Origin of the sequence: Desmonostoc muscorum LEGE 12446, from assembly GCF_015207005.2 — a bacterium.
Classification (GTDB): Bacteria; Cyanobacteriota; Cyanobacteriia; order Cyanobacteriales; family Nostocaceae; genus Nostoc; species Nostoc muscorum.
In genome coordinates this window covers 3,815,905-3,835,836 of record NZ_JADEXS020000001.1, presented here as the reverse complement: position 1 = coordinate 3,835,836, position 19,932 = coordinate 3,815,905, and the positions used below count along the sequence as shown (strand labels likewise).

Sequence of the window (19,932 nt, the reverse complement as noted above, 5' to 3'; positions counted from 1 at the left end):
AATCCAAAATCCAAACAAAGTTACTTTGATTCAGGGTTTAGTTTTAGCGGCATCGACACCAGTGTAACCAGTTGCTAACCAAAGTATGGCTCTAGCTCCATCTCGAATAGATTTTTCAAGAGATTCAGGGGGATTTTCTGAGGGAACTGGCACTGGTTTTAAATAAATACCCCGACTACCCAAAATAATTTCGCCGATGACACAAGCCCGGCGCATATGGAAGTCTGAAGTAATCAAATAAACACTCTTGATCCCGCGAGCTTGCAAATCATCTACCAACGTAGTAAAATTAGTAACTGTATCAACTGCTTCATAGTCCAAGTGTAAACGTTTGGGATTAACACCAGCTTTGGTAAACACTCGTTTTGTGGAAGTTGCTGGACTACCCCCCGTAATCCAGATTGGTATATCTGGATGCCTACGGACAAATTCTGCCGTAAACTTCTCTCGCTCTAAACGTCTCGTTGAACCACCCAAAACGATCACTGCTTGCGGCTGTACAAATTGGTTTTGTACTTCTTTGTATCCCCACCACATGATTAGCGGTAGGACAAAAGCCATAAATTTAAAAGATTTACCTGTAAAGAGTAGCTTATTCAAGGCTCGATAACTTAATTTACTGAGTAGAAAATTTTCTCTGACTAGAAAAACAAAAATTGATCGTAGAGTAGCAACCTCCCCAAAGAATCTGCCCAAACTTGGATTTGGGTAATTTTTACGTTGCAACACGCTTAATCGCGTTTTGCTTCAAGATATTCCTCTAATTGATGGATTATCCTAACCTTTATCTGACGATCCATCAAAGGGTTCCAACCACTTTATACAGCAGAATTCAGAATTCAGAATGGGCTACACCCCGCTACGCTAACAGGAGTCAGAATTTAGAAGGAAAACAGTCTTTTGACTGGGCTTTGGGACTTGGCTTCTGTACTTCACCTTCCTGGAAATCCGCGGTTAAGGCAAGAGACGCGATAAATCGCCGTCTCTACAAAGGACTTATTCTTGTAAAGATGACGATTTACCCTTGTCTTTGCGATCTAGAATTTTCATCAAAAAACCTTATCCGAACTGTATCGTCTACAAATTGCTGTATCTTGCCATTCGCGTATCAACAATAAGGATGTTACGATATCTTTCACCAGCTGAATCTGACTTATGAAATTAGTTTGCGCCCAAAGCGACCTCAGTACAAACCTCTCACTCGTCAGTCGTGCTGTACCTTCACGACCGACTCATCCGGTACTTGCCAATGTGTTGCTCCAAGCGGATGCTGAAACTAACCAGGTAAGCTTAACAGCTTTTGATTTGAGCTTGGGTATCCGCACTAGCTTTAATGCTGAGGTCTGGCAAGGAGGAGCGATCGCACTTCCTGCTAAGTTACTTGTAGACATCACCTCTCGTCTTCCAGAGGGCGAAATCACTCTCGATGATGAATCAGCCCTCACAGGTGCAACATCCGGCGGCGAAGGTTTAATTGTTACACTCACACCCAAAAGTGGATATTATCAGGTAAGAGCAATGGGGCCTGAAGAATTTCCCGAACTACCTGTAATTGAAAATACAGAAGTAATCCATCTCACCACTGCTGCATTAATTGAGGGATTACGGGGTTCATTGTTTGCTACCAGTGCTGATGAAACCAAACAAGTACTCACAGGAGTACATTTAACAGTTAAACAAGATACTCTAGAATTTGCAGCTACCGATGGACATCGCCTCGCAGTAGTAGAAACTAGCAACGAACGTCCTCTAGATGGAACTAGTCAACTAGAAGTCACAGTACCAGCTAGAGCATTACGCGAACTACAACGAATGCTAGCTCATAGCGCCTCATCTGATGAACCTGTGGCTTTACATTTCGATCAAGGTCAAGTTGTGTTTGCATGGCAAAATCAGCGCTTGACTAGTCGCACATTAGAAGGACAATATCCCGCCTATCGACAACTGATTCCCCGTCAATTTGAGCGACAAGTCACAATTGAGCGGCGACAATTCATCAGCACTTTAGAGCGAATTGCTGTGCTAGCAGATCAGAAAAATAATATTGTCAAGCTCAGCATTGATAGCGAAGCCCAGGAAATTATCTTATCTTGTGAAGCTCAAGATGTGGGTAGTGGTAGAGAGCCAATGCCGGCACAAATTTCGGGTGAAAATATAGATATTGCTTTTAACATTAAATATTTGATGGAAGGTTTAAAAGAGTTACCATCTTCCGAAATTCAAATGCATTTGAATCAAAGCTTAACTCCAGTGATTTTTACGCCACTGGGCGGCTTGAAAATGACTTATTTAGCTATGCCCGTACAACTGAGAAGTTAACAATAATTGCAACATGTTCTTGGAGGTTGTTTGAAAAGTGGTATGTTGTGATTTTAATCGAGTTATTACCCCCCTTAATCCCCCCTTTCCAAGCAGGGCTGATTCATTCCACAAGGGCAAGAAGTTTGTCAATATCATTAGAGATAAATCTTTGAGCAATTGTGATGGAAAGATGACCATTTCGACGGAGTATATTAATGGCGATCGCTCTGAGGATTGAGAGGTTCGCCGGAGCATTACCCATACGTATTTTTGAGTCATCCTCCTTCATAACTACGTCTTTAATCCAATGGAGGCGATTTTCGATACTCCAATGCCCGCGAATACCACGAGCAAATTCTCGTGCGGGATGAATGAGGCTACTAATGTAACAGACAACCTCATGATATGGTTGACCTCCTCGTGTTCCAGTTCTTTCAACTCGAATTAAGGACTTAATTCCCGCCCAGGATAGGTCAATTCCATTCAAATCATCAAAAACTTCAACAGTCCTTGTTGTCAGTCTATTCTTAGTTTTTTCTGTCTCTATATAACGACTTCTGGGCTTGTGAAATGCAGCAATGCGTTGAATATGACGATGTAATTTTGGTTGATTATCTTTAACCGCAATTATGTAATCGTTGCCACAATAATAACTAACTGGCAAGTTTTTTTTGGCAATGCAGAGAATCAAAACTGAATACGGCATCTTTGATATCCAAAGCTGTAATTAAGTTTTGTACAACTTGAATTTCACTCTCTTCCTTATTTTTCAATTGTTTCATGCCGATAACAAGTCCTCTTTTACTTGCAAATACTGATACTATGCTGACAAAATTTTGACTTGATGAATTGTAGTTTTGGACTGTGCCTTTAATACTTTTACCATCCACGCTCAACCATTCTGATTCAGTTATATCAACGTAATTCTGCGCCCAATGGTTAAATATTTTCACCAGTTTCTCAAAATCTACTCCCATGATTACACGTCGGATTGTTGAGTAAGAAGGAACACCATGTTTTTGTATTTCAAATGTTTTTATCAATGCCCAACGATGCCGTTTGACGAAATCTCCCCATGCACGATAACCGACGTATCCATTCATAGTGCCCATTATTACAAACACTAATACCAACCAGAGTGGATGCCTTCGACCATCTTTTGTTCTAAAATCTTCCACAAGCCGCAGTTGTTCAATCAGAGAACTACCCATAATTTTCCTCCCCTCAACACTTGCAATTTTACCTGTTTTAGGGAATGAATCAGCCCTGCCTTTATAAGGGGAGGGTTAGGGTGGGGTAAAAAATATTTGATACATCAATTATGACTTTTAAAACATCCTCTTAGAGAAGACGCGATTCATCGCGTCTCTACTCTAGAAACCTTAATATTACAGCACGGCGTAATACCGTTTCTTTGTGAGGCTGTGCCAAATTTTCTTGGCTTCTTCTTTCTTTCTTTCTTTCTTTCTTTCTTTCTTTCTTTCTTTGTGTCCTTTGCGGTTCGTTCCTCATATAGTTTGGCGCATCTTCATACAGAATTGGTATAAATAGAGCAAACATACTCTTAATCTTAAGCAACCTCCAAAATTCCAAATGCTCATATGATAAACATTTGGAATTTTGAATTTGAAATTGGAGGCAAGTTGTACTAGGCAATCAGACTGAAATTGCTAGTACTCAGAGTAATATCAGAATTCCCTAAACTAGCAAATTCAAACACTGTTGCTGTACCCAGAAGATTGCCGTCTCGGTTATAGAATAGGCTGCCACTACTTTGGCTAAAGACAATACGTGCATTACTAGCGTTGACGAATTTAGGACTTACGCACTGTACAAAATAATTATCTTGTGTATCAACGTAAATACGTTGTTTCAGGCTTTTATCAATCTCCCTTGATTGGGTGCGATCGCTAAAATATCATTGAAAAATCTTGCTATAAGCCTTGAAAACTATAGCTGCTATTTTGGCTTTTCTGTCAATGCGTAAGTCCTAGAATTGATCTTCACTGACAACTGCAAAGTCAGTTAAAGCCTGTCCCACAGTATTAGTAACAGCATTGAAGGTGGTTTTACTCAGCACAATTTGGTCTTGTCCTGCTTCAAACTCGCTGATGTAATCAACACCTAAACTTGTGCTAAATACACCATTGCCTTGAAAGACATATTTATCTTTTCCGCTTCCACCAGTGAGAATATCATCGCCCAGTCCTCCCCAGAGAAAGTCATCACCAGTTCCACCAGTGAGAATATCATTACCATTACCTCCCTGAAGAGTGTCATTTCCTGCTAACCCTTGCAGTTGGTCATTTCCATCAAGACCAATCAGAGTGTTATTCAGTGTATTACCAGTGAGACGGTCATTGCCTGCACCACCCGTTGCATTTGTCGGTTAGGGAGAATTTGTAGTAATCAATCGGGTCTACATTCCCAACAAATTCTTTAATAGTTTGAGTCCCAGTCAGAGTGCCAATATTATAAGCAGTGCTGAGTGTGTTCCCCGGATTTGAGGAAATGGAAGGAGGTGCAGATGTGGCTGATAATTGTAGGGAATAATTGGAGTTGACGTTGCTGGAGTTTTGCCCAATTCCAATATAGTAATTCCCAGCTCCTAATGTTGTAGTAATTTGACCGTTACGACCCGAACCAGCAATATCAGAATAAAATTCATCTCCATTATCAATCAATCCATTATTATTGCTATCGTAATAGATTTTGGCATAGAGATAGTTTTGCGTTACTCCATTCAAATCGCACAGTTAGTTGCAACAAAATTCCAAATGCTTATATCATAAACATTTGGAATTTTGAATTTGGAATTAGAGCGGAGTGCTACTAGGCAATCAGACTGAAATCGCTACTACTCAAAGTAATAGTAGGATTCCCTAAACGGGCAAACTCAAACACTGTACCTGTACCCAGAACATTGCCATCTTGGTTATAGAATAAACTGCCAGAGCTTCTGCTAAAGACAATATGTGCATTACTGGCGTTGACAAATTGATTGTCAGTGACAACTGCAAAGTCAGTTAAAGCCTGCCCGACATTATTAGTAACAGCATTAAAAGTGGTTTTACTCAGCACAATTTGGTCTTGTCCCACTTCAAACTGAGTAATGTAATCAACACCTAAACTTGTGCTAAAAACCCCATTACCTTGAAACTGATATTTATCCTTACCACCGTTCCCTGTGAGAATATCATTGCCTAGTCCTCCCCAGAGAACATCGTCACCAGTCCCACCTGTAAGAGTATCATTGCCATTACCACCTTGAAGGTTGTCATTTCCTTCTAACCCTTGGAGTTGGTCATTTCCATCACCGCCAATCAGAGTGTTATTTAGTGTATTACCAGTGAGACTGTCATTACCTGTGCCACCTGTTGCATTTTCAATCACGTTGTTGGCAGAGAGAATGAGTTTGAGATTGCTATTAATCGTTTGCGAGGTGGCTACACCTAAATTTACGTTGATGGCAATTGTAGTACCGCTAAAGTTAATAGTATCAGTACCACCTGTTGTGGTTTCTGTAATTCTATCGGTTCCCAAGGCAGTATTAGCTACGAAAGAATAGGTGTCATTCCCAGCACCACCAGCAAGGGTATTATTGGCACTATTACCTTTGAGAATATTATTACCTGCATTACCAGTGCCGTTGATTGCTCCGGTTCCTGTTAGGGTGAGGTTTTCTACGTTGGTTGGCAAAGTTGTACTAACCGAGGAAGTCAGGGTATCGGTTATGGTTGTAGTAACAGTTTTGGTTGTACCAAGGCTGGCATTGGTGGGAGAAGTCAGAGTTAGAGTAAAGGTTTCATTTGCCTCGTTTAAGGAATCATTGAGAATCGGGACATTAATGATTTTACTGATTTCTCCTGGGTTGAAGGTCAAGGTTCCGGCGGTGCTGGTATAGTCTAAGCCTGCTGTAGCTGTACCGTTAGCAGTGGCATATTTGACGGTAACAGTTTTGCTGCTGGCTTGGGAGAGACTAACGGTATAACTAACCTTTTGAGAACTGGTATTACCCTCGACTATTGTTTGGTTAGCACTGAGGTTAATGGATGGGAAATCATCATTAGTAATGGTTCCGGTGACGGCTGTTGTCGTACCACGGGTATAACCAGTGCCAGAATTGAGAGTTAAAGCAACAGTTTCATTACTTTCAATGGTGGTGTCGGCTGTGGGATTAATAATGAGAGTTGCTGTACTTGCACCTGCTGCAAAGGTAACGGTGCCTGTGGTGGTAGTGAAACTTGCTGCACCACTTTGTGTGTAGTCACTGTTAAAGGCAGCTGTGCCAGCAACACCGTAGTTCACTGTTAAGGTATTGGTGGTGTTGCCGCTTCTGGTAAAGGTGTAAACTAGGTTGCTGCTGCCATCTTCAGTGACACTACTGGGAGCTACGGCTAGGGTGATGGATGGGAAATCATCATTAGTAATGGTTCCAGTGACGGCTGTTGTCGTACCAATGGTGTAACCAGTGCCGGAATTGAGAGTTAAAGCAACAGTTTCATTACTTTCAATGGTGGTGTCTGCTGTGGGGTTAATAATGAGAGTTGCTGTACTTGCACCTGCTGCAAAGGTAACGGTGCCTGTGGTGCTAGTGAAACTTGCTGCACCACTTTGTGTGTAGTCACTGTTAAAGGTGGCTGTGCCAGCAACAACATAATTTACGCTTAAGGCATTGGTGGTGCTGCCACTTCTGGTGAAGGTGTAAACTAGGTTGCTACTGCCATCTTCATTGACACTGGCGGGGTTGACGGCAAGAGTAATGTTGCTAGTAACAGCAATGGGTACACCGGAGTCTTGTAATATGGCAAGGTCAAGTGGAGAAATGTTGTAGCGAGTTCCGCGATAATATACTACACCATTCATTAGATCCGCAATCAGATCGCTTCCTGGTCTGGGCAAGTCGTTACCCACATGAGTGCTGTTACCAAAGGTCAATGGCACAGAAGACCCGTAAACACTAGTTGCTTGACTTCCTACAAAGAAGAAATTGCTACCATCAAAAATAGTTTGTTCATCGAATGTCGATTGATAATCTCCAGGGAATGTTCCATCGAAAGCATTTCTCCATCCATTGAAGGCAAAGGCATGACCAAACTCGTGGAGCAATACAGAAACAGCATCTGTTTTATCATCGGGCACAGGAGTAATTCGTGCTGATGGTTCGGGATCAAACCACAGTTCATTTGTCAGATAATCAGGATTGAAGTTGAACTCAATGTCAGGAGCGGCACCGTTAGGATCGATTCCTGTGCGAATTTCCGCCGCTGCACCTTGCTCAAATACGTTAAACGTTCCGTTATTACGTACAAAAGATGAACTAAAACTTCTGCCCGTAGCTCTCGGAATAGTGTTCAAAAAATCAATAACTACCTCTAAGCTGGCATTACCTTCAATGTAGTTATCCCAGTATGATCCAGCAGCCAATATGTTAGACTGTATGGCAGAGTAATAGGGAGAAAATGTCCCGAATGGATCGTTAAAGGTGATATTGAAAGTCAGTTCATTTTGTTCGACAGCAATTGTTTGCCCTGCTATATTAATATTCGCCCAATCATTTTCTGTGCTGATTCTGCTTAAATCCTGATTCGTTAAACTCTGTCCCCGCACCAAAGCTGAGAAAAGTTCCCCTTCATCCCCTGCGGTATCTTTTTGATTAATTTGAGCATCAATAAAATGTCCAATTTCCTCTAATAGAACTGCACTTACTACTGCTGGTGTAGCAGTAGCTACAAAACTATCCGAGAGATAAATCTTATTAGTGCTACTGGCATAAGCCCCGTTACTATTGCCCAGAATGTCACTATCAATTATCTCAATTTGGGGAAGTTGACTAAAATCACCTGCTTGCCACTGCGATCGCACTGTTGCAGAGATAGTACGATTGTATTGTGTACCAAAAACACTATCGAATAGATTCCAGAAGTTCTCTAAATCAGAAAAGGCACTCAGTTGGTTATATGTCAGCGGGAGTACGAAGTCGAGGAAATTAGTCATAAATGTAGGGCTTATGTTTTGTGAAAAAAGTGATGATTATTTAAGTTAATAAATTCGTTGTTTCAGGTTCTTGCTGACAACTCTTAAAGAGTTTAAAATAAATAGCATTTTTTTTTGCAGCAGAAAATAAAACTTTAATCTAGAAACACCAAAATTAAAGTTCAGTAGAAGATCGCATAACTTGACTTTACTGATATTTAAGTTAGTCGGCATCATAAAACGCATGTATGTTTATTTTTGTAAAAATTCTGGAATTATTAGTTTATAAAGTGTTTACTGATTGAAATTTCGTTACCAGGTTAATTTTTTAACGCCGACTTACTCGGTTGCCCACACCCAAGTCACAAGTCTGGGCGATTGATTACGATAATTGTTAAGCTGTTGTTCTTGAAAAAAAGGGGAGAAATTTATGGAGTATAATTTTCAAACATTGGCTGAACTTTACAAAAACGCACTCTTAAACGATGTCCTCCCATTTTGGGAAAAATATTCCCTTGATTGGCAGCAAGGCGGCTATTTCACCTGTCTCGATCGCCAGGGCAAAGTATATGATACAGACAAATTTATCTGGCTGCAAAATCGCCAAGTGTGGACTTTTTCCATGCTTTACAACCAGTTAGAAAAACGTGAAAATTGGTTGAAAGTTGCCAGTAATGGCGCTAACTTTCTCGCCCAACACGGCAGAGATAGTGATGGTAACTGGTACTTTGCCCTGACTCGTGCAGGAAAACCACTGGTTGAGCCTTACAATATATTTTCTGATTGCTTTGCGGCAATGGCATTCAGCCAATATGCACTCGCATCCGGCGAAGACTGGGCGACAAATGTGGCGATGCAAGCTTACAACAACGTTTTACGCCGCAAGGATAACCCCAAGGGCAAATATAATAAGACCTATCCCGGCACACGCCCGATGAAATCCTTGGCTGTACCGATGATTTTAGCCAACCTGACTCTAGAAATGGAATGGTTGTTGCCCAAGGAAACCCTAGAAAATGTCCTAGCTGAGACTGTCCGCGAAGTCATGACCGATTTTCTCGACCCAGAACGGGGACTAATGTACGAAAACGTTGCCCCTGACGCTTCCCACATCGATTGTTTTGAGGGGCGGTTGATTAATCCAGGTCACGGTATTGAAGCGATGTGGTTTATCATGGACATCGCCCGCCGGAAAAAGGATACCAAAACTATCAACCAAGCTGTTGATGTGGTCCTAAATATCCTGAACTTTGCTTGGGATAGGGAGTATGGCGGCTTGTATTACTTTATGGATGCAGCCGGTCATCCTCCACAGCAACTCGAATGGGATCAAAAGCTGTGGTGGGTTCACCTAGAATCTTTGGTTGCATTAGCGATGGGTTATCGCTTGACGGGGCGTGAGGTGTGTTGGGAATGGTATCAAAAGATGCACGATTACGCCTGGTCACACTTTGCTGATTCCGAGTTTGGTGAGTGGTTTGGCTATCTAAATCGGCGGGGAGAAGTATTGTTGAACCTCAAAGGCGGTAAATGGAAAGGGTGTTTTCACGTACCGCGTGCATTGTACCTTTGTTGGCAGGAGTTTGAGGCGTTGCGATGCCTGGGGCGGTAAACAACGCAATCAGTTCACAAACTAAATTCGGCTGCATTATCCTCATCGACATCTGCATCTTTCCCCACAGCAGTAGGTTTAAATTTAGAGTCATGAATCAATTCACCAAATGAAATTCCTGGATTTTGGAAAAGAATATTCAGCACACTCATAAAATCCCGCACAATTTCCCCTGGTGTTAGTAATGCTTCTGCACCCAAGCGATTAACAATTTCTTGGACAAAATCTTTCAACTCACGATTTGTTAAAGTCTGTTGATAGCCAAAATTGACTGCATGAATTTCAGCTAAACGTTGCAAAAGCGTCAAAATTTCTGCTTCACTTAATGGGTTTAGCCGCATCACTGGCCCTAAATGTTCCTGAACATTAGCTTGTGTAACAAAGCGGCTTTCTTTTGTGCGTCTTCGCCAAGCTTGGTCTGCAAAAAGTCCTCTATTTGAATCTTCTAAAAATTTGGTTGTTCCACCAACAACAATGCCAAGATGTTCTGCTTTACATTGCATGGTGTCGTTAAACATTGCGAGGAGCCTATTATAGTTCTTTTCCCGCGTGACTGTAGTAGATATTTGATATAAATGTACAGCTTCATCAACTAAAATTAATAGTCCTTTATAGCCAATTTCAGCTACAAATTTAGCAAACAATTTGATGTAGTCATACCAACTATCATCATCAATAATGACGCGGACTCCTAAAGCTGCTTTCGCCTCAATTTTAGTAGTAAATTCTCCACGCAACCAGCGCATTGCGGCATTTTTTAACTTATCGTCATCCAATCGGTAGCCACGCCAATAAGCGATAATAACACTACCAAAATCAAAACCGTGAACCAAATCTTCAATATACTGAACTACTTCCCTAATTTTGGATTCAACTGCGTCATCAAAACCATCGTCATTGGGACGCATTTCAGTTTCTTTAACCACTTCTTGTTGAATTTTATTAATCCATCCTTCCAAAATCGAGACTAAAGCGCCACCATCAGGACGAGTTTTTGTAGCTAGATGGCTCATTAATTCTCGATAGGTTGCTAAACCTTCATTATTACTTCCTGCTAATCGGCGTTCAGGGGATAAATCCGCATCAGCTACGACAAAACCTTGCTCCATCGCTCGATTACGAATTAGTTGCAGTAAAAAGCTTTTCCCTGAACCGTAATTACCAATTATAAACCGAAATGCTGCTACACCTTCTGCAATATCATCGAGATTTTGTAATAGGCTTTTGAGTTCTTTTTCTCGACCTACTGCTATATGTTCAACTCCTATTCTTGGTACTACCCCTGCACCAAGGGAATTAATCAAAGCAGTGGATATTTTTTTCGAGATTTTGAGCTTTGCCATGTATTACACTTCACTTTATTGTAAACGCAGAAGCACGCAGTAACGAGTTAAGGTATATACCAATCCGATTTGATTTGGAGAATCACTCGTAGAGGTCAGGGACTGGGGAATGGGGACTGGGGACTGGGAAGAAGGAATAAAGGTGTACCTAGCTTCCTAAAAATCAAATATGAGTCCTATATTCTCACCTTATTAATAATCTTACAACGTCATAATTATTACATTTGAGTATGTCTAGCCATAAGAGCATCATACATTGCAATCATTTTTTTTACCTGAGTCTTATATTCTTGATAAACTTCTGGAATTTCGGAATCTGAATCAATTATTAATTCACCAATAGTATCATTTGCTCGTTCATTGATAGAATCGATTAGTAGGTTTGGCATGGTGATATTTGCCTCAGCAATTTTTTTAATCGCCGCTTTGGTATTATCTTCTTCAACTATAGCTTTTAATACTTGTAATTCATATCCTGGTAAGTTTTCCAGAAAATTAGTCCATTCTTCTGGTATATGTTCTGATGTATCAATTTCTGGAGAATCTCTGGTTGCTGAAGATTCAATTATTTCTGTAAAAGGAAACAATTCAAGATCATCTTCTGTGGAATTATCAGGCAAAGGTTCTGGGTTGAAGGTTTCTGCTTGTTGGAGTAATTCCCACACTTGATTTTGCAACAAGTCTCGTTCTTCTTGCAATAATGAAACTTGTCCCTGTAATTGCTGCAATTCTTCTTTTTGGGTTGCGATTTGAGTTTGTGAAGAGTTCAAAAGAGCTTGGATCTTTTCTCTTTCAGTTATTGTGGCTACAAGTAATTGGTTTTCTTTGTTTACCTTGATTTCTAATTCTTGAATTGCAATTCGCAGTTCGTATAATTTTTCTTCTAATTGGGGTTTGAGTCTGCCTAACAGAGTTAAATTACTTTCAATTTCTTGTTGTTGTTGCTGGAGTTCGGAAATTTGACTTTGCAACTGAGTTATTTCCGCACGAGATACATTACAATTCGACTCTAAACGACGCTTTTCTGCTGCGAGAAGAGAAAAAGCATCGTTCAATTCTGCTTGATTTTTTTCCAAGTTATTCAGTTCAATTTGCAGACTATTGATTTCAGTTTCTAACTGCTTTTTTTGCCCAGCAAATGTTCTGACTTCTCGATGCAGACTGTCTCTTTGGCTACGATTTTCAGTTACTTGATTTTGGAGTTGTTTTGATTCTGCATATAATAAATTATGATGTTCTTCAATTTGATTTATTTCTCTGACAATACGAGCCTTCAATCCCTCCATCTCTTTAATACGCTTCCGGAGAGAACCTAAAACAAACATTTCATAATTTCTACGTCGCTTATCTACGAATAATGCTGCTCCATAGATAATAAATGCAGTAATTATACCCGTGAGAAAGGCTTTATTAAAATCCCAGTTGGGAACAAGGCTAAGTCCAAAACTCACACTAAAGGCAACTATGCCTAAAATAAATCGATTACTGATCGTTACTGATTGCATATTGCTGGTTGTTAGCGTAGTTAAGCGATTGGAATCACCCGTTTTCATACAAATTTTTAATTCGTAATTAAAATTTACATATAAATATACTTAGTAAAAGTCGTTTTTACAGCTATTTTTAGGTAAATAGACCACGCGGTAAGGGCACAGCATTGCTGTGCCCCTACGACAGATGTGGTTCAAATACATGAAACCCGCTGTAATTTGTGGTTTTTGGTATCGTAATCATTTTAAAATTTATAATCATCATTATTCATGAATAACATTGTTACGTAATAGACAAAAAAGTGCGCTCGTCAAGGAATTAATTTGAATTTTCAGTAGTAGATGTATTGCTATTTGCTCCTTGAAATAGTTTTAAATCTGCTTTTAAAAAGTCGATAAACTGCCGCGCTGTGCGTCCAGAACGGCCATTGTGGCGAGTTGCCCACTGTAATGCTTGATATTCCAAGTCTTCTTCGGTAATATTAATTTCAGCTTGTGCTGCTAGATGGCGGACAATATTTAAATAAGTTTTCTGATTTGCTGGTTCAAAGGTCAAGGTTAAACCAAAGCGATCGCTAAAGGAAAGCTTCTCCTGCATGGTATCCCAGGCATGGATTTCATCATTATCCTTGGGTGCAGGTCTATCCACAAAAAACTCCCGAATCAAATGACGGCGATTAGAAGTAGCATATACCACTACGTTTTGCGGTCTTGCGGTTAAATTACCTTCTAAAACTACCTTGAGTGCTTTAAAAGCATCATCATCTTCTTCAAATGAAAGGTCATCGACAAAGATGATAAATTTTTGTGGCACTCCTCGTAAATGTTCTACAATTTTTGGTAAGTCTTTTAAGTCAGATTTCGCTACTTCCAACAAACAAAGATGGCGATGGCTATACTCATTTAATAAAGATTTCACCAAAGAAGATTTTCCCGAACCGCGACTACCATAAAGTAATACATGCAGTGCTACCTCTCCTGATAATAAAAACTCTGTATTTTTTAACAAAGCATCTCGTTGAGACTCGTAACCTACAAGTGTGCTAAGCTTAACCGGATCTGGATACCGGATACCGATAAACTGTCCACCTTGCCAGCGGAAAGCGCGATATTGTGCAAGTAAACCAGAACCATATTGCCGATAATAAGCCGCTAACTCTTCTACAGCATCACCCCAATTATCTAACTCCTGTAGATATGCAGCAAATTTTGTCTCTACTCCTAGTAATTGTTTTTCTTCATACCACACTACTGGCGAAATCGGCATATGGGCAACAGTTTGTACCCACTCGCTCAAAGAAGCGCTGCTACATTCATAAAGACCTTGCAATACTTGTAAGTCGTGCTGAACTGCTGCTACTAAAGCTGGGGGTAAGTCCTCAAATTTTCGTTGTTGAGCAAGTCTTGTAAAGGGATTTTCACAAAAGAGAATTTGAGTGATTATATAGTCTTCCCAATTTTGATTTTTCGCAGCCAAAGCATGAAAATAACTGCCGTAGGCTTCCAGACAACCGCGTGCATCGGCATCAGTGTAACGTATAGCTTGCAACAGGTCAAGAAATGCCATCCCTACTTCGCCTTGAAGAACAGATTGGTACAGTAAAAGTGATGCTGCTTGACGCTGGAGGTATTGAACTTTTGTATGGGAGGAAGTATTTGCCATTGGCATTGCTTGATTATTCATCAATCAACTGGGTGATGTAGCTAAACAGCTATGGTAAATTGTCTGCTGACCTTGGCAGCAAAATCAAAATCTACATAGGTTTTAACAATGAATTTAAGTATAATCGCTGCTTTTGCTTACGGCATATTGGCGATCGCTGGTGGTATTATTGGCTATATTCAAGCTAGAAGTCAGGTTTCACTGCTAAGTGGTAGCATTAGCGGTTTATTACTAATTATTGCCGCTTACCTCCAACTCCAAGGACAAACTCAAGGTTTGATTTTAGCCGTCTTCGTGACTGCTGTTTTAGTGGTATTCTTTGCCTTGAGACTGGCTAAAACGCGTAAGTTCATGCCTGCGGGATTGATGACTATTTTAGGTATGTTGGCACTGGCGGTGATGCTAAATGAAATTGTCACCATCAGGTAGCATCAGTTTTCAACTTCCTAACTACCTTCGTGTTTTTTGACATAGCATTACTCTCCCTGTTTTGAGTACTTGTATTAGTACATTTATATTACAGTAGCCTTGCTATCCTTGGCTAATATTTTCAGGACTTACGCACAGGTAACGGAAAATTGTAGACGCAAAGCGGCTTCCCGTAGGCGTACGGTGGAAATAGGAGTTTGAGAGGTTTCTTGCGTAAGTCCTGTTTAGTTAGGGAGAGGTTTGTCGAACTCAGCACTCTTCAGTTTTTGCTGGGGACTGCATGGGGGTACTAACATTAGATTTTATCGATTCTTTATTAGAAGTTGCTAGATATATACCCCCTAAAATTAGAGCTAGTCCCAGCAAGTTAAAAACACTCAAGTTTTCTGAGAAAAGTATCCAAGCAACAATAGCAACAATCACTGGATTGAGTAATAACAGTAAGGAAATGAATCCTGAAGAAAAAGTTTTCAGGCTGTATACAATTAGTCCATGACCCAAAGCTTCGCAAATAGCAGCTAGGGCAAATACTACTAACCACCCCGACAAAGTAACTGGGAAAACTTGTTTTTCAAAGATTAGCACTACTGGTATCATCAATGAAGTTGCAATGACACAACGCCACACGAGTATCGTCACAATTGAAAATTTATTGCGGATCTGTTCGATGAGTAAAAAATTTGCTGCATAAAAAACTGATGAGATGACTGCAACAGCATCACCTGTAATATTATTATCAGAGTGCAATAAATCTTCAAATCCAAGAGCGATCGCACCTACTATAGCCAAGATCAAACCGATGATAAATTTGCGCCCAAAAATTTGACCAAAAAATAGCCATCCTCCTAATGTAGTAAATAACGGATTGAGACTACCTAAGGCATTAGCATTAGCAGCGCCAGTTTGAGTTAGCGACCAAGTCCAAGATAATCGACCTAATAGATGAACTAGACCCACTGCTATTAAAAATGCTATCTCTTTGATTGGATAACGCTGCTTTGGTAAAATCGGCTCATCATCTCTAATCTGAGTACGTGCTTGGTTAATTCCACTCCATAATCCAAAGATAATAGTTGCTATCCATAAACGATTAAATAATGTAGCAACAGCGCTCATCTGGCTCACAGCAATTTTAATAAATATTGCTGTTGAAGATAAAGCTAATAATGCGGTGACTACTATTATTATCGGCAGGATGTTTGCAGCTTTATTAGGTTTTTCCGGTGTTAGGCTTAATTGATTTTCTACCATTTCATTATATTTATTAAACAAACTGCCAATTGGGCATGGAGTATTGGGTATTGGACATTGCTAAGTAACAAATGACCAATAACAAATGGCTGTCTTCTCCTATCAAAGACGCTGGGCGAACAGGTAACAATGTATAATTTAGACGTGGTTCAGCTTATAACTATTGGCATTATTCAGGTAGTAGTGCCACAGAAGTCTTGCAGCAATCGCTCGCCACGGTTGCCAGTGCTGGGTCATTGCTTCCAGTTGTGCTGGTGTTGGACGTGTCGCCAAGTTTTTGAGCTTTTGTAAAGCGATCGCCAATGCTAAATCGCCCTTGGGAAAGACATCAGGACGTTGCAGTGCCATGAGCAAATAAATATCAACTGTCCAATCTCCAATCCCTTTGAGACGCTTTAATTGAGTTCTGATAGCAGTTTCATCCATTCTTGAGAGCTGATTGAGGTCAAGCTGACCAGTGGCGATTGCATCCGCCAACCCACGACAGTATAGAATTTTTTGCCGACTGAATCCAATCCTTTTTAATTGAGCATCATCTAGTGTCTGAAAATTTTCTGGCGTCAACGTCACAACAAGCCCAGATAATCGAGTAAATACAGCTTTGGCAGCTGCTAAGGAAACTTGTTGTTCCAGAATGATACACACAAGGGTTGCAAAACCCGGTTCTCTTGACCATATCGGTGGAGGTCCCAGTGTCTCTAAAATCTGAGCCAAATCACTGTCAAGATTGGCAAGTACGATTAAACCACGTGTAAGACTTTCTTCAGTTAGCGATTCCACTGGAGTTTAGACTATTTCGCAGTGCGAAACTGATAAACCTCTGTTAATCAGCAATATACCATATCCACCTAATCACTTATCAAAACAATTCTCCCCATCCCCCGAAGTCACCAGGGGCAAAAGCCTGTCCTGGTGACTTCTCTTTGCCTCAACCTAAATGATAAGTCTTTAACCAAACCACATATTACTCACTCTTAGCTGTCCGACTAAAAACTCGGTAATACAGCCACGTAGTAGTTTCCTTCAAGGGAAACAGCAGATAGGTGAGAGGATTGATTGTCACAATAATATTTCGCAAGTCTCGTTTTGCCAAAAACAAGACCACACGAGCAACTTGCTGTGCAGACATTACTCCATAAGGGTTAAGTTGACTTTTAAAGGGGCCGAGAATTAACTTGCGAATGATACAATTTTCATCCAAACGCTTGAGAGTGACAATATCTCCTAGCGATCGCTTGCTGAGTTCATAAAGCGGACTCAGTGCTGGCGACACCTCAGCCTCAGAAGTATTAACCCAAATTTCCTTAGTTGCTTTGGCTTGTGGTCCTGTGACAGTCGTCAAAAATATATCCATCAACCGCAATGCAGAAAAGGTATTCACTTCATAGGAAGAGTTGATGGCCTCTGGTGTACGACTAGTGTAGACATTGACTCCGTGGTTGATAATTAGAATATCGATTTTCTCTAAACTCTCCCGTAGCTCTGCTTCATTGCCTAATTGCCAGGGAACCACCTTTACCCCAGTTTGCTCTCCTAATTTTTCTGGATTAGTGGTTAATGCCACAACTTTAGCATTACACTGGACAAGTTCAGCCGTTAATGCTTGCCCCAAAGCTCCTGATGCTCCAGTTAAAGCCACGGTTTTACCCTTGAGAGATAGTCCTGTTCCCAGTATTTTATCTACTAAGGGAAAGACACCACTGTAGTAGGCGTTGACATCATCAAAATGATGACGCCAATGATAAGACCGATTCACCCACCAAATAGACGGAATGGTTTCTAAAGGACCGGGTAAGTGATTGTAGTCTGTATCAATTTTCCCCTGAAAATATCGCACAGACGCGCCATACAAGAAGGTACAGGCATAAGCTACTCCCAGCCATAACCCCATTTGCGGCACAATTAAGGCAATTAACGTTAAGACGACTAGTAGTAGACTCGATTCTAAAATGTCGTGATAAAGCTGGGATTCTTGGTAAATTTTTAAAGAAACAATGGATAAATCACGGCGATATGCCATGTGATGCTTATTGTGCCATTTAGCAAGCCAATTCACTTGGTGACACAATGCATGATAAGTGTCTCTTAAGACCTCGGCGAGTAAAAGCGAGAAAAGCCCCCAAGTAGCGAACTGCAAACAGGCGTTTACTAAAGCCCAATTTATCTGTAATCTTGCCCCAATTTCAATCCAGCTTTGTGCGAACATTTTTATCATGCTTGTTTACACTCGTTTTCTTAATTATTCTTCATGATGGATTAAGGTCGAGTCTAGAGCAAACAGAAGTTAAAGGGAATAGGGGAGTGGGGAGTGGGGAGTGGGGGGGATGAGGGAGATGGGGGAGATGAGGGAGATGAACTCTAAACTCCTAACTCTTAACTCAGTACTCTTGATGCCCAATCTAAAATCTAAAATCTAAAATCCAAAATGGTATCAGCTGACAAAACCTGCGGTAAAAATTTGTTCTGCGGTTAAATTTAAGTCTGGGAAAGTTGGTGATTGAATACGGTTATCACCTCGAAATTTATTAATCTGATATTCACCTTCGTCTAGAGAGCAAACTAAGATAGTCGGTTGTTTGGGTTTGCCAATGAATTCTCTACCGCCTAATGCAGCATAGTCTACAATCCAGTATTCAGGAATTCCCATTTCCTCATAGTCAGCGTATTTTTTGTGATAATCATCACGCCAATTAGTACTGACTACCTCCACCACTAAAGGAATAGATGCGACTTGGCTTACAGTCGATGCTTTTTTCCACAGAGGTTCATTTATTAAGTTGGGCTGATTGAGTATCAGGATATCTGGTGAATAAGCTGATTCGTTTTCCGGTGGTTTGACAAATACTGTTTTGGGGATGATGTAGGGAAGATTTAAGTGGTCAAATGCGACACTCAATTTTCTCACCAAAAATCCTGTTACCTCTTCATGATCGCCTGTTGGTTGTGCCATTTCAACAATTACTCCATCATGGAGTTCATAACGTTTTTGTGAGTTGTCTGGGTACTGAGCAATAAATTCATCAAATGTAACTAGTTTGCGTAAGGCTTGAGTCATAGTAATTTAGGGGAGTGGGGAATGGGGAGAGTTAAAAATGGATGAATCTACCTTTGGACTGTGTTAACAAGTATTTAAACTTGGTTAATCAATTTTTGATATTTGTAAACCTAGCTCTTGTATGGAATATTTTACTTCTCACACTCTGAAGTTTCACGCCACAGATTTTTGATGTTTGGGGACTGTGGATTGACGATCGCACCAACTACCCAACCTTGGCGATCGCCATCATGGTAAAATTAACCAAGCTAAACTATCAAAAATAATCGTAATACAAAAAAACTCCCGTCCAGAATGAAGGGAGTCAAAAGTTAGCGATTAAAAATTAACTTTACTGACTGAGTAATCCAATAGCCATTTCCAAGTGAATTTTTGCTTTGTGTAAGTTCAGCAAATTCTCTTGGTCATACCTATCTTGATAATTCATTCTTTTTCCTTCCATTGCGATTTTGATGAGTGCTGCTTGTTCATCAGTGGGTGAGTTCATCTCATCTGTCACTCCCTCTAAAAACTGGATAACAGCCAAACCAGGAGATTTTAATCCTTTTCCTTGTCTTAACTGTTGTAATGCTATTTGGGGAAATACCAGCAAAGATGTGATGTAGGAAACTTTGTAACCAGGATTACCTGTTGGCTTGATACCGTATTGACGACATAAGTCACGTAACTCTGGGATGGTTTTGATTTCAAGTTGCGATCGTGTAAACATGGAATTACCATTTCTCAAAAGTGGTATCGGTGGTGAACCATTTGTCAGGATGAAAACACCACCGATTAAAAACTCTATTCCTTTGCTTCCAAAAGAATCAAGC

The 19,932-nt window shown here is 40.4% G+C and carries 17 protein-coding genes; 3 read left to right on the top strand and 14 right to left on the bottom strand.

Features of this window, described 5'->3' with window-relative positions; all coding sequences use genetic code 11:
• Positions 1–30: 30 nt before the first annotated feature.
• A complete protein-coding gene (locus tag IQ276_RS16445; protein ID WP_193921738.1) occupies positions 31–561 on the bottom strand; it encodes a YdcF family protein in 531 nt (176 codons plus the stop codon).
• A 594-nt stretch (positions 562–1,155) separates the two neighbouring features.
• Between IQ276_RS16445 and dnaN the strand changes: the two genes are divergently transcribed.
• Positions 1,156–2,319, top strand: coding sequence for a DNA polymerase III subunit beta (dnaN, locus tag IQ276_RS16440; protein ID WP_193921732.1), 1,164 nt, complete (start codon positions 1,156–1,158; stop codon positions 2,317–2,319).
• Between the two features lie 103 nt (positions 2,320–2,422).
• Here dnaN and IQ276_RS40205 read toward each other — a convergent pair whose 3' ends face one another.
• The 5 genes from IQ276_RS40205 to IQ276_RS16420 form a co-directional block, all read right to left on the bottom strand.
• Positions 2,423–3,007, bottom strand: coding sequence for an ISAs1 family transposase (locus tag IQ276_RS40205; RefSeq protein ID WP_255264330.1), 585 nt, complete (start codon positions 3,005–3,007; stop codon positions 2,423–2,425).
• A complete protein-coding gene (locus IQ276_RS40200; protein ID WP_255264329.1) occupies positions 2,955–3,512 on the bottom strand; it encodes an ISAs1 family transposase in 558 nt (185 codons plus the stop codon). The genes IQ276_RS40205 and IQ276_RS40200 overlap by 53 nt, the downstream gene beginning before the upstream one ends.
• A gap of 779 nt (positions 3,513–4,291) precedes the next feature.
• On the bottom strand, positions 4,292–4,627 hold the full coding sequence (locus IQ276_RS40610; RefSeq protein ID WP_303821526.1) for a M10 family metallopeptidase C-terminal domain-containing protein: 336 nt from the start codon (positions 4,625–4,627) through the stop codon (positions 4,292–4,294).
• A 31-nt stretch (positions 4,628–4,658) separates the two neighbouring features.
• Entirely contained in the window at positions 4,659–5,048 is a 390-nt protein-coding gene (locus IQ276_RS16425) for a hypothetical protein (protein ID WP_193919492.1), read from the bottom strand.
• Between the two features lie 85 nt (positions 5,049–5,133).
• A complete protein-coding gene (locus IQ276_RS16420) occupies positions 5,134–8,298 on the bottom strand; it encodes a Calx-beta domain-containing protein (RefSeq protein ID WP_228043237.1) in 3,165 nt (1,054 codons plus the stop codon).
• 409 nt (positions 8,299–8,707) lie between these two features.
• Between IQ276_RS16420 and IQ276_RS16415 the strand changes: the two genes are divergently transcribed.
• Positions 8,708–9,889: a n-acyl-d-glucosamine 2-epimerase gene (locus tag IQ276_RS16415; protein ID WP_193919494.1), complete on the top strand. Its 1,182-nt coding sequence runs from the start codon at positions 8,708–8,710 to the stop codon at positions 9,887–9,889.
• Between the two features lie 14 nt (positions 9,890–9,903).
• On the opposite strand, the gene IQ276_RS16410 is transcribed toward IQ276_RS16415, so the two are convergent.
• From IQ276_RS16410 to IQ276_RS16400, 3 genes are all read right to left on the bottom strand, one after another.
• Complete coding sequence (locus IQ276_RS16410) at positions 9,904–11,232, bottom strand: ATP-binding protein (protein ID WP_193919496.1); 1,329 nt, start codon at positions 11,230–11,232, stop codon at positions 9,904–9,906.
• A 218-nt stretch (positions 11,233–11,450) separates the two neighbouring features.
• A complete protein-coding gene (locus tag IQ276_RS16405) occupies positions 11,451–12,737 on the bottom strand; it encodes a tellurite resistance TerB C-terminal domain-containing protein (protein ID WP_235115721.1) in 1,287 nt (428 codons plus the stop codon).
• 304 nt (positions 12,738–13,041) lie between these two features.
• Positions 13,042–14,406, bottom strand: coding sequence for an ATP-binding protein (locus tag IQ276_RS16400; protein ID WP_193921854.1), 1,365 nt, complete (start codon positions 14,404–14,406; stop codon positions 13,042–13,044).
• Between the two features lie 87 nt (positions 14,407–14,493).
• Here IQ276_RS16400 and IQ276_RS16395 point away from each other — a divergent pair, with 87 nt between their 5' ends.
• A complete protein-coding gene (locus IQ276_RS16395; RefSeq protein ID WP_190882051.1) occupies positions 14,494–14,814 on the top strand; it encodes a TMEM14 family protein in 321 nt (106 codons plus the stop codon).
• Positions 14,815–15,063: 249 nt separating this feature from the next.
• Here the strand turns inward: IQ276_RS16395 and IQ276_RS16390 are convergent, their stop codons facing one another.
• From IQ276_RS16390 to IQ276_RS16370, 5 genes are all read right to left on the bottom strand, one after another.
• Positions 15,064–16,065: a DMT family transporter gene (locus IQ276_RS16390; RefSeq protein ID WP_193921856.1), complete on the bottom strand. Its 1,002-nt coding sequence runs from the start codon at positions 16,063–16,065 to the stop codon at positions 15,064–15,066.
• 138 nt (positions 16,066–16,203) lie between these two features.
• Positions 16,204–16,845, bottom strand: coding sequence for a DNA-3-methyladenine glycosylase family protein (locus tag IQ276_RS16385; RefSeq protein ID WP_190882049.1), 642 nt, complete (start codon positions 16,843–16,845; stop codon positions 16,204–16,206).
• A 184-nt stretch (positions 16,846–17,029) separates the two neighbouring features.
• Positions 17,030–18,280 (bottom strand): bifunctional sterol desaturase/short chain dehydrogenase, encoded by a 1,251-nt coding sequence (locus IQ276_RS16380; RefSeq protein WP_193921858.1) that lies wholly within the window; start codon positions 18,278–18,280, stop codon positions 17,030–17,032.
• A gap of 216 nt (positions 18,281–18,496) precedes the next feature.
• On the bottom strand, positions 18,497–19,120 hold the full coding sequence (locus IQ276_RS16375; RefSeq protein ID WP_193925458.1) for a Uma2 family endonuclease: 624 nt from the start codon (positions 19,118–19,120) through the stop codon (positions 18,497–18,499).
• Between the two features lie 331 nt (positions 19,121–19,451).
• On the bottom strand, positions 19,452–19,829 hold the full coding sequence (locus tag IQ276_RS16370; protein ID WP_193925456.1) for a hypothetical protein: 378 nt from the start codon (positions 19,827–19,829) through the stop codon (positions 19,452–19,454).
• Positions 19,830–19,932 lie beyond the last annotated feature (103 nt).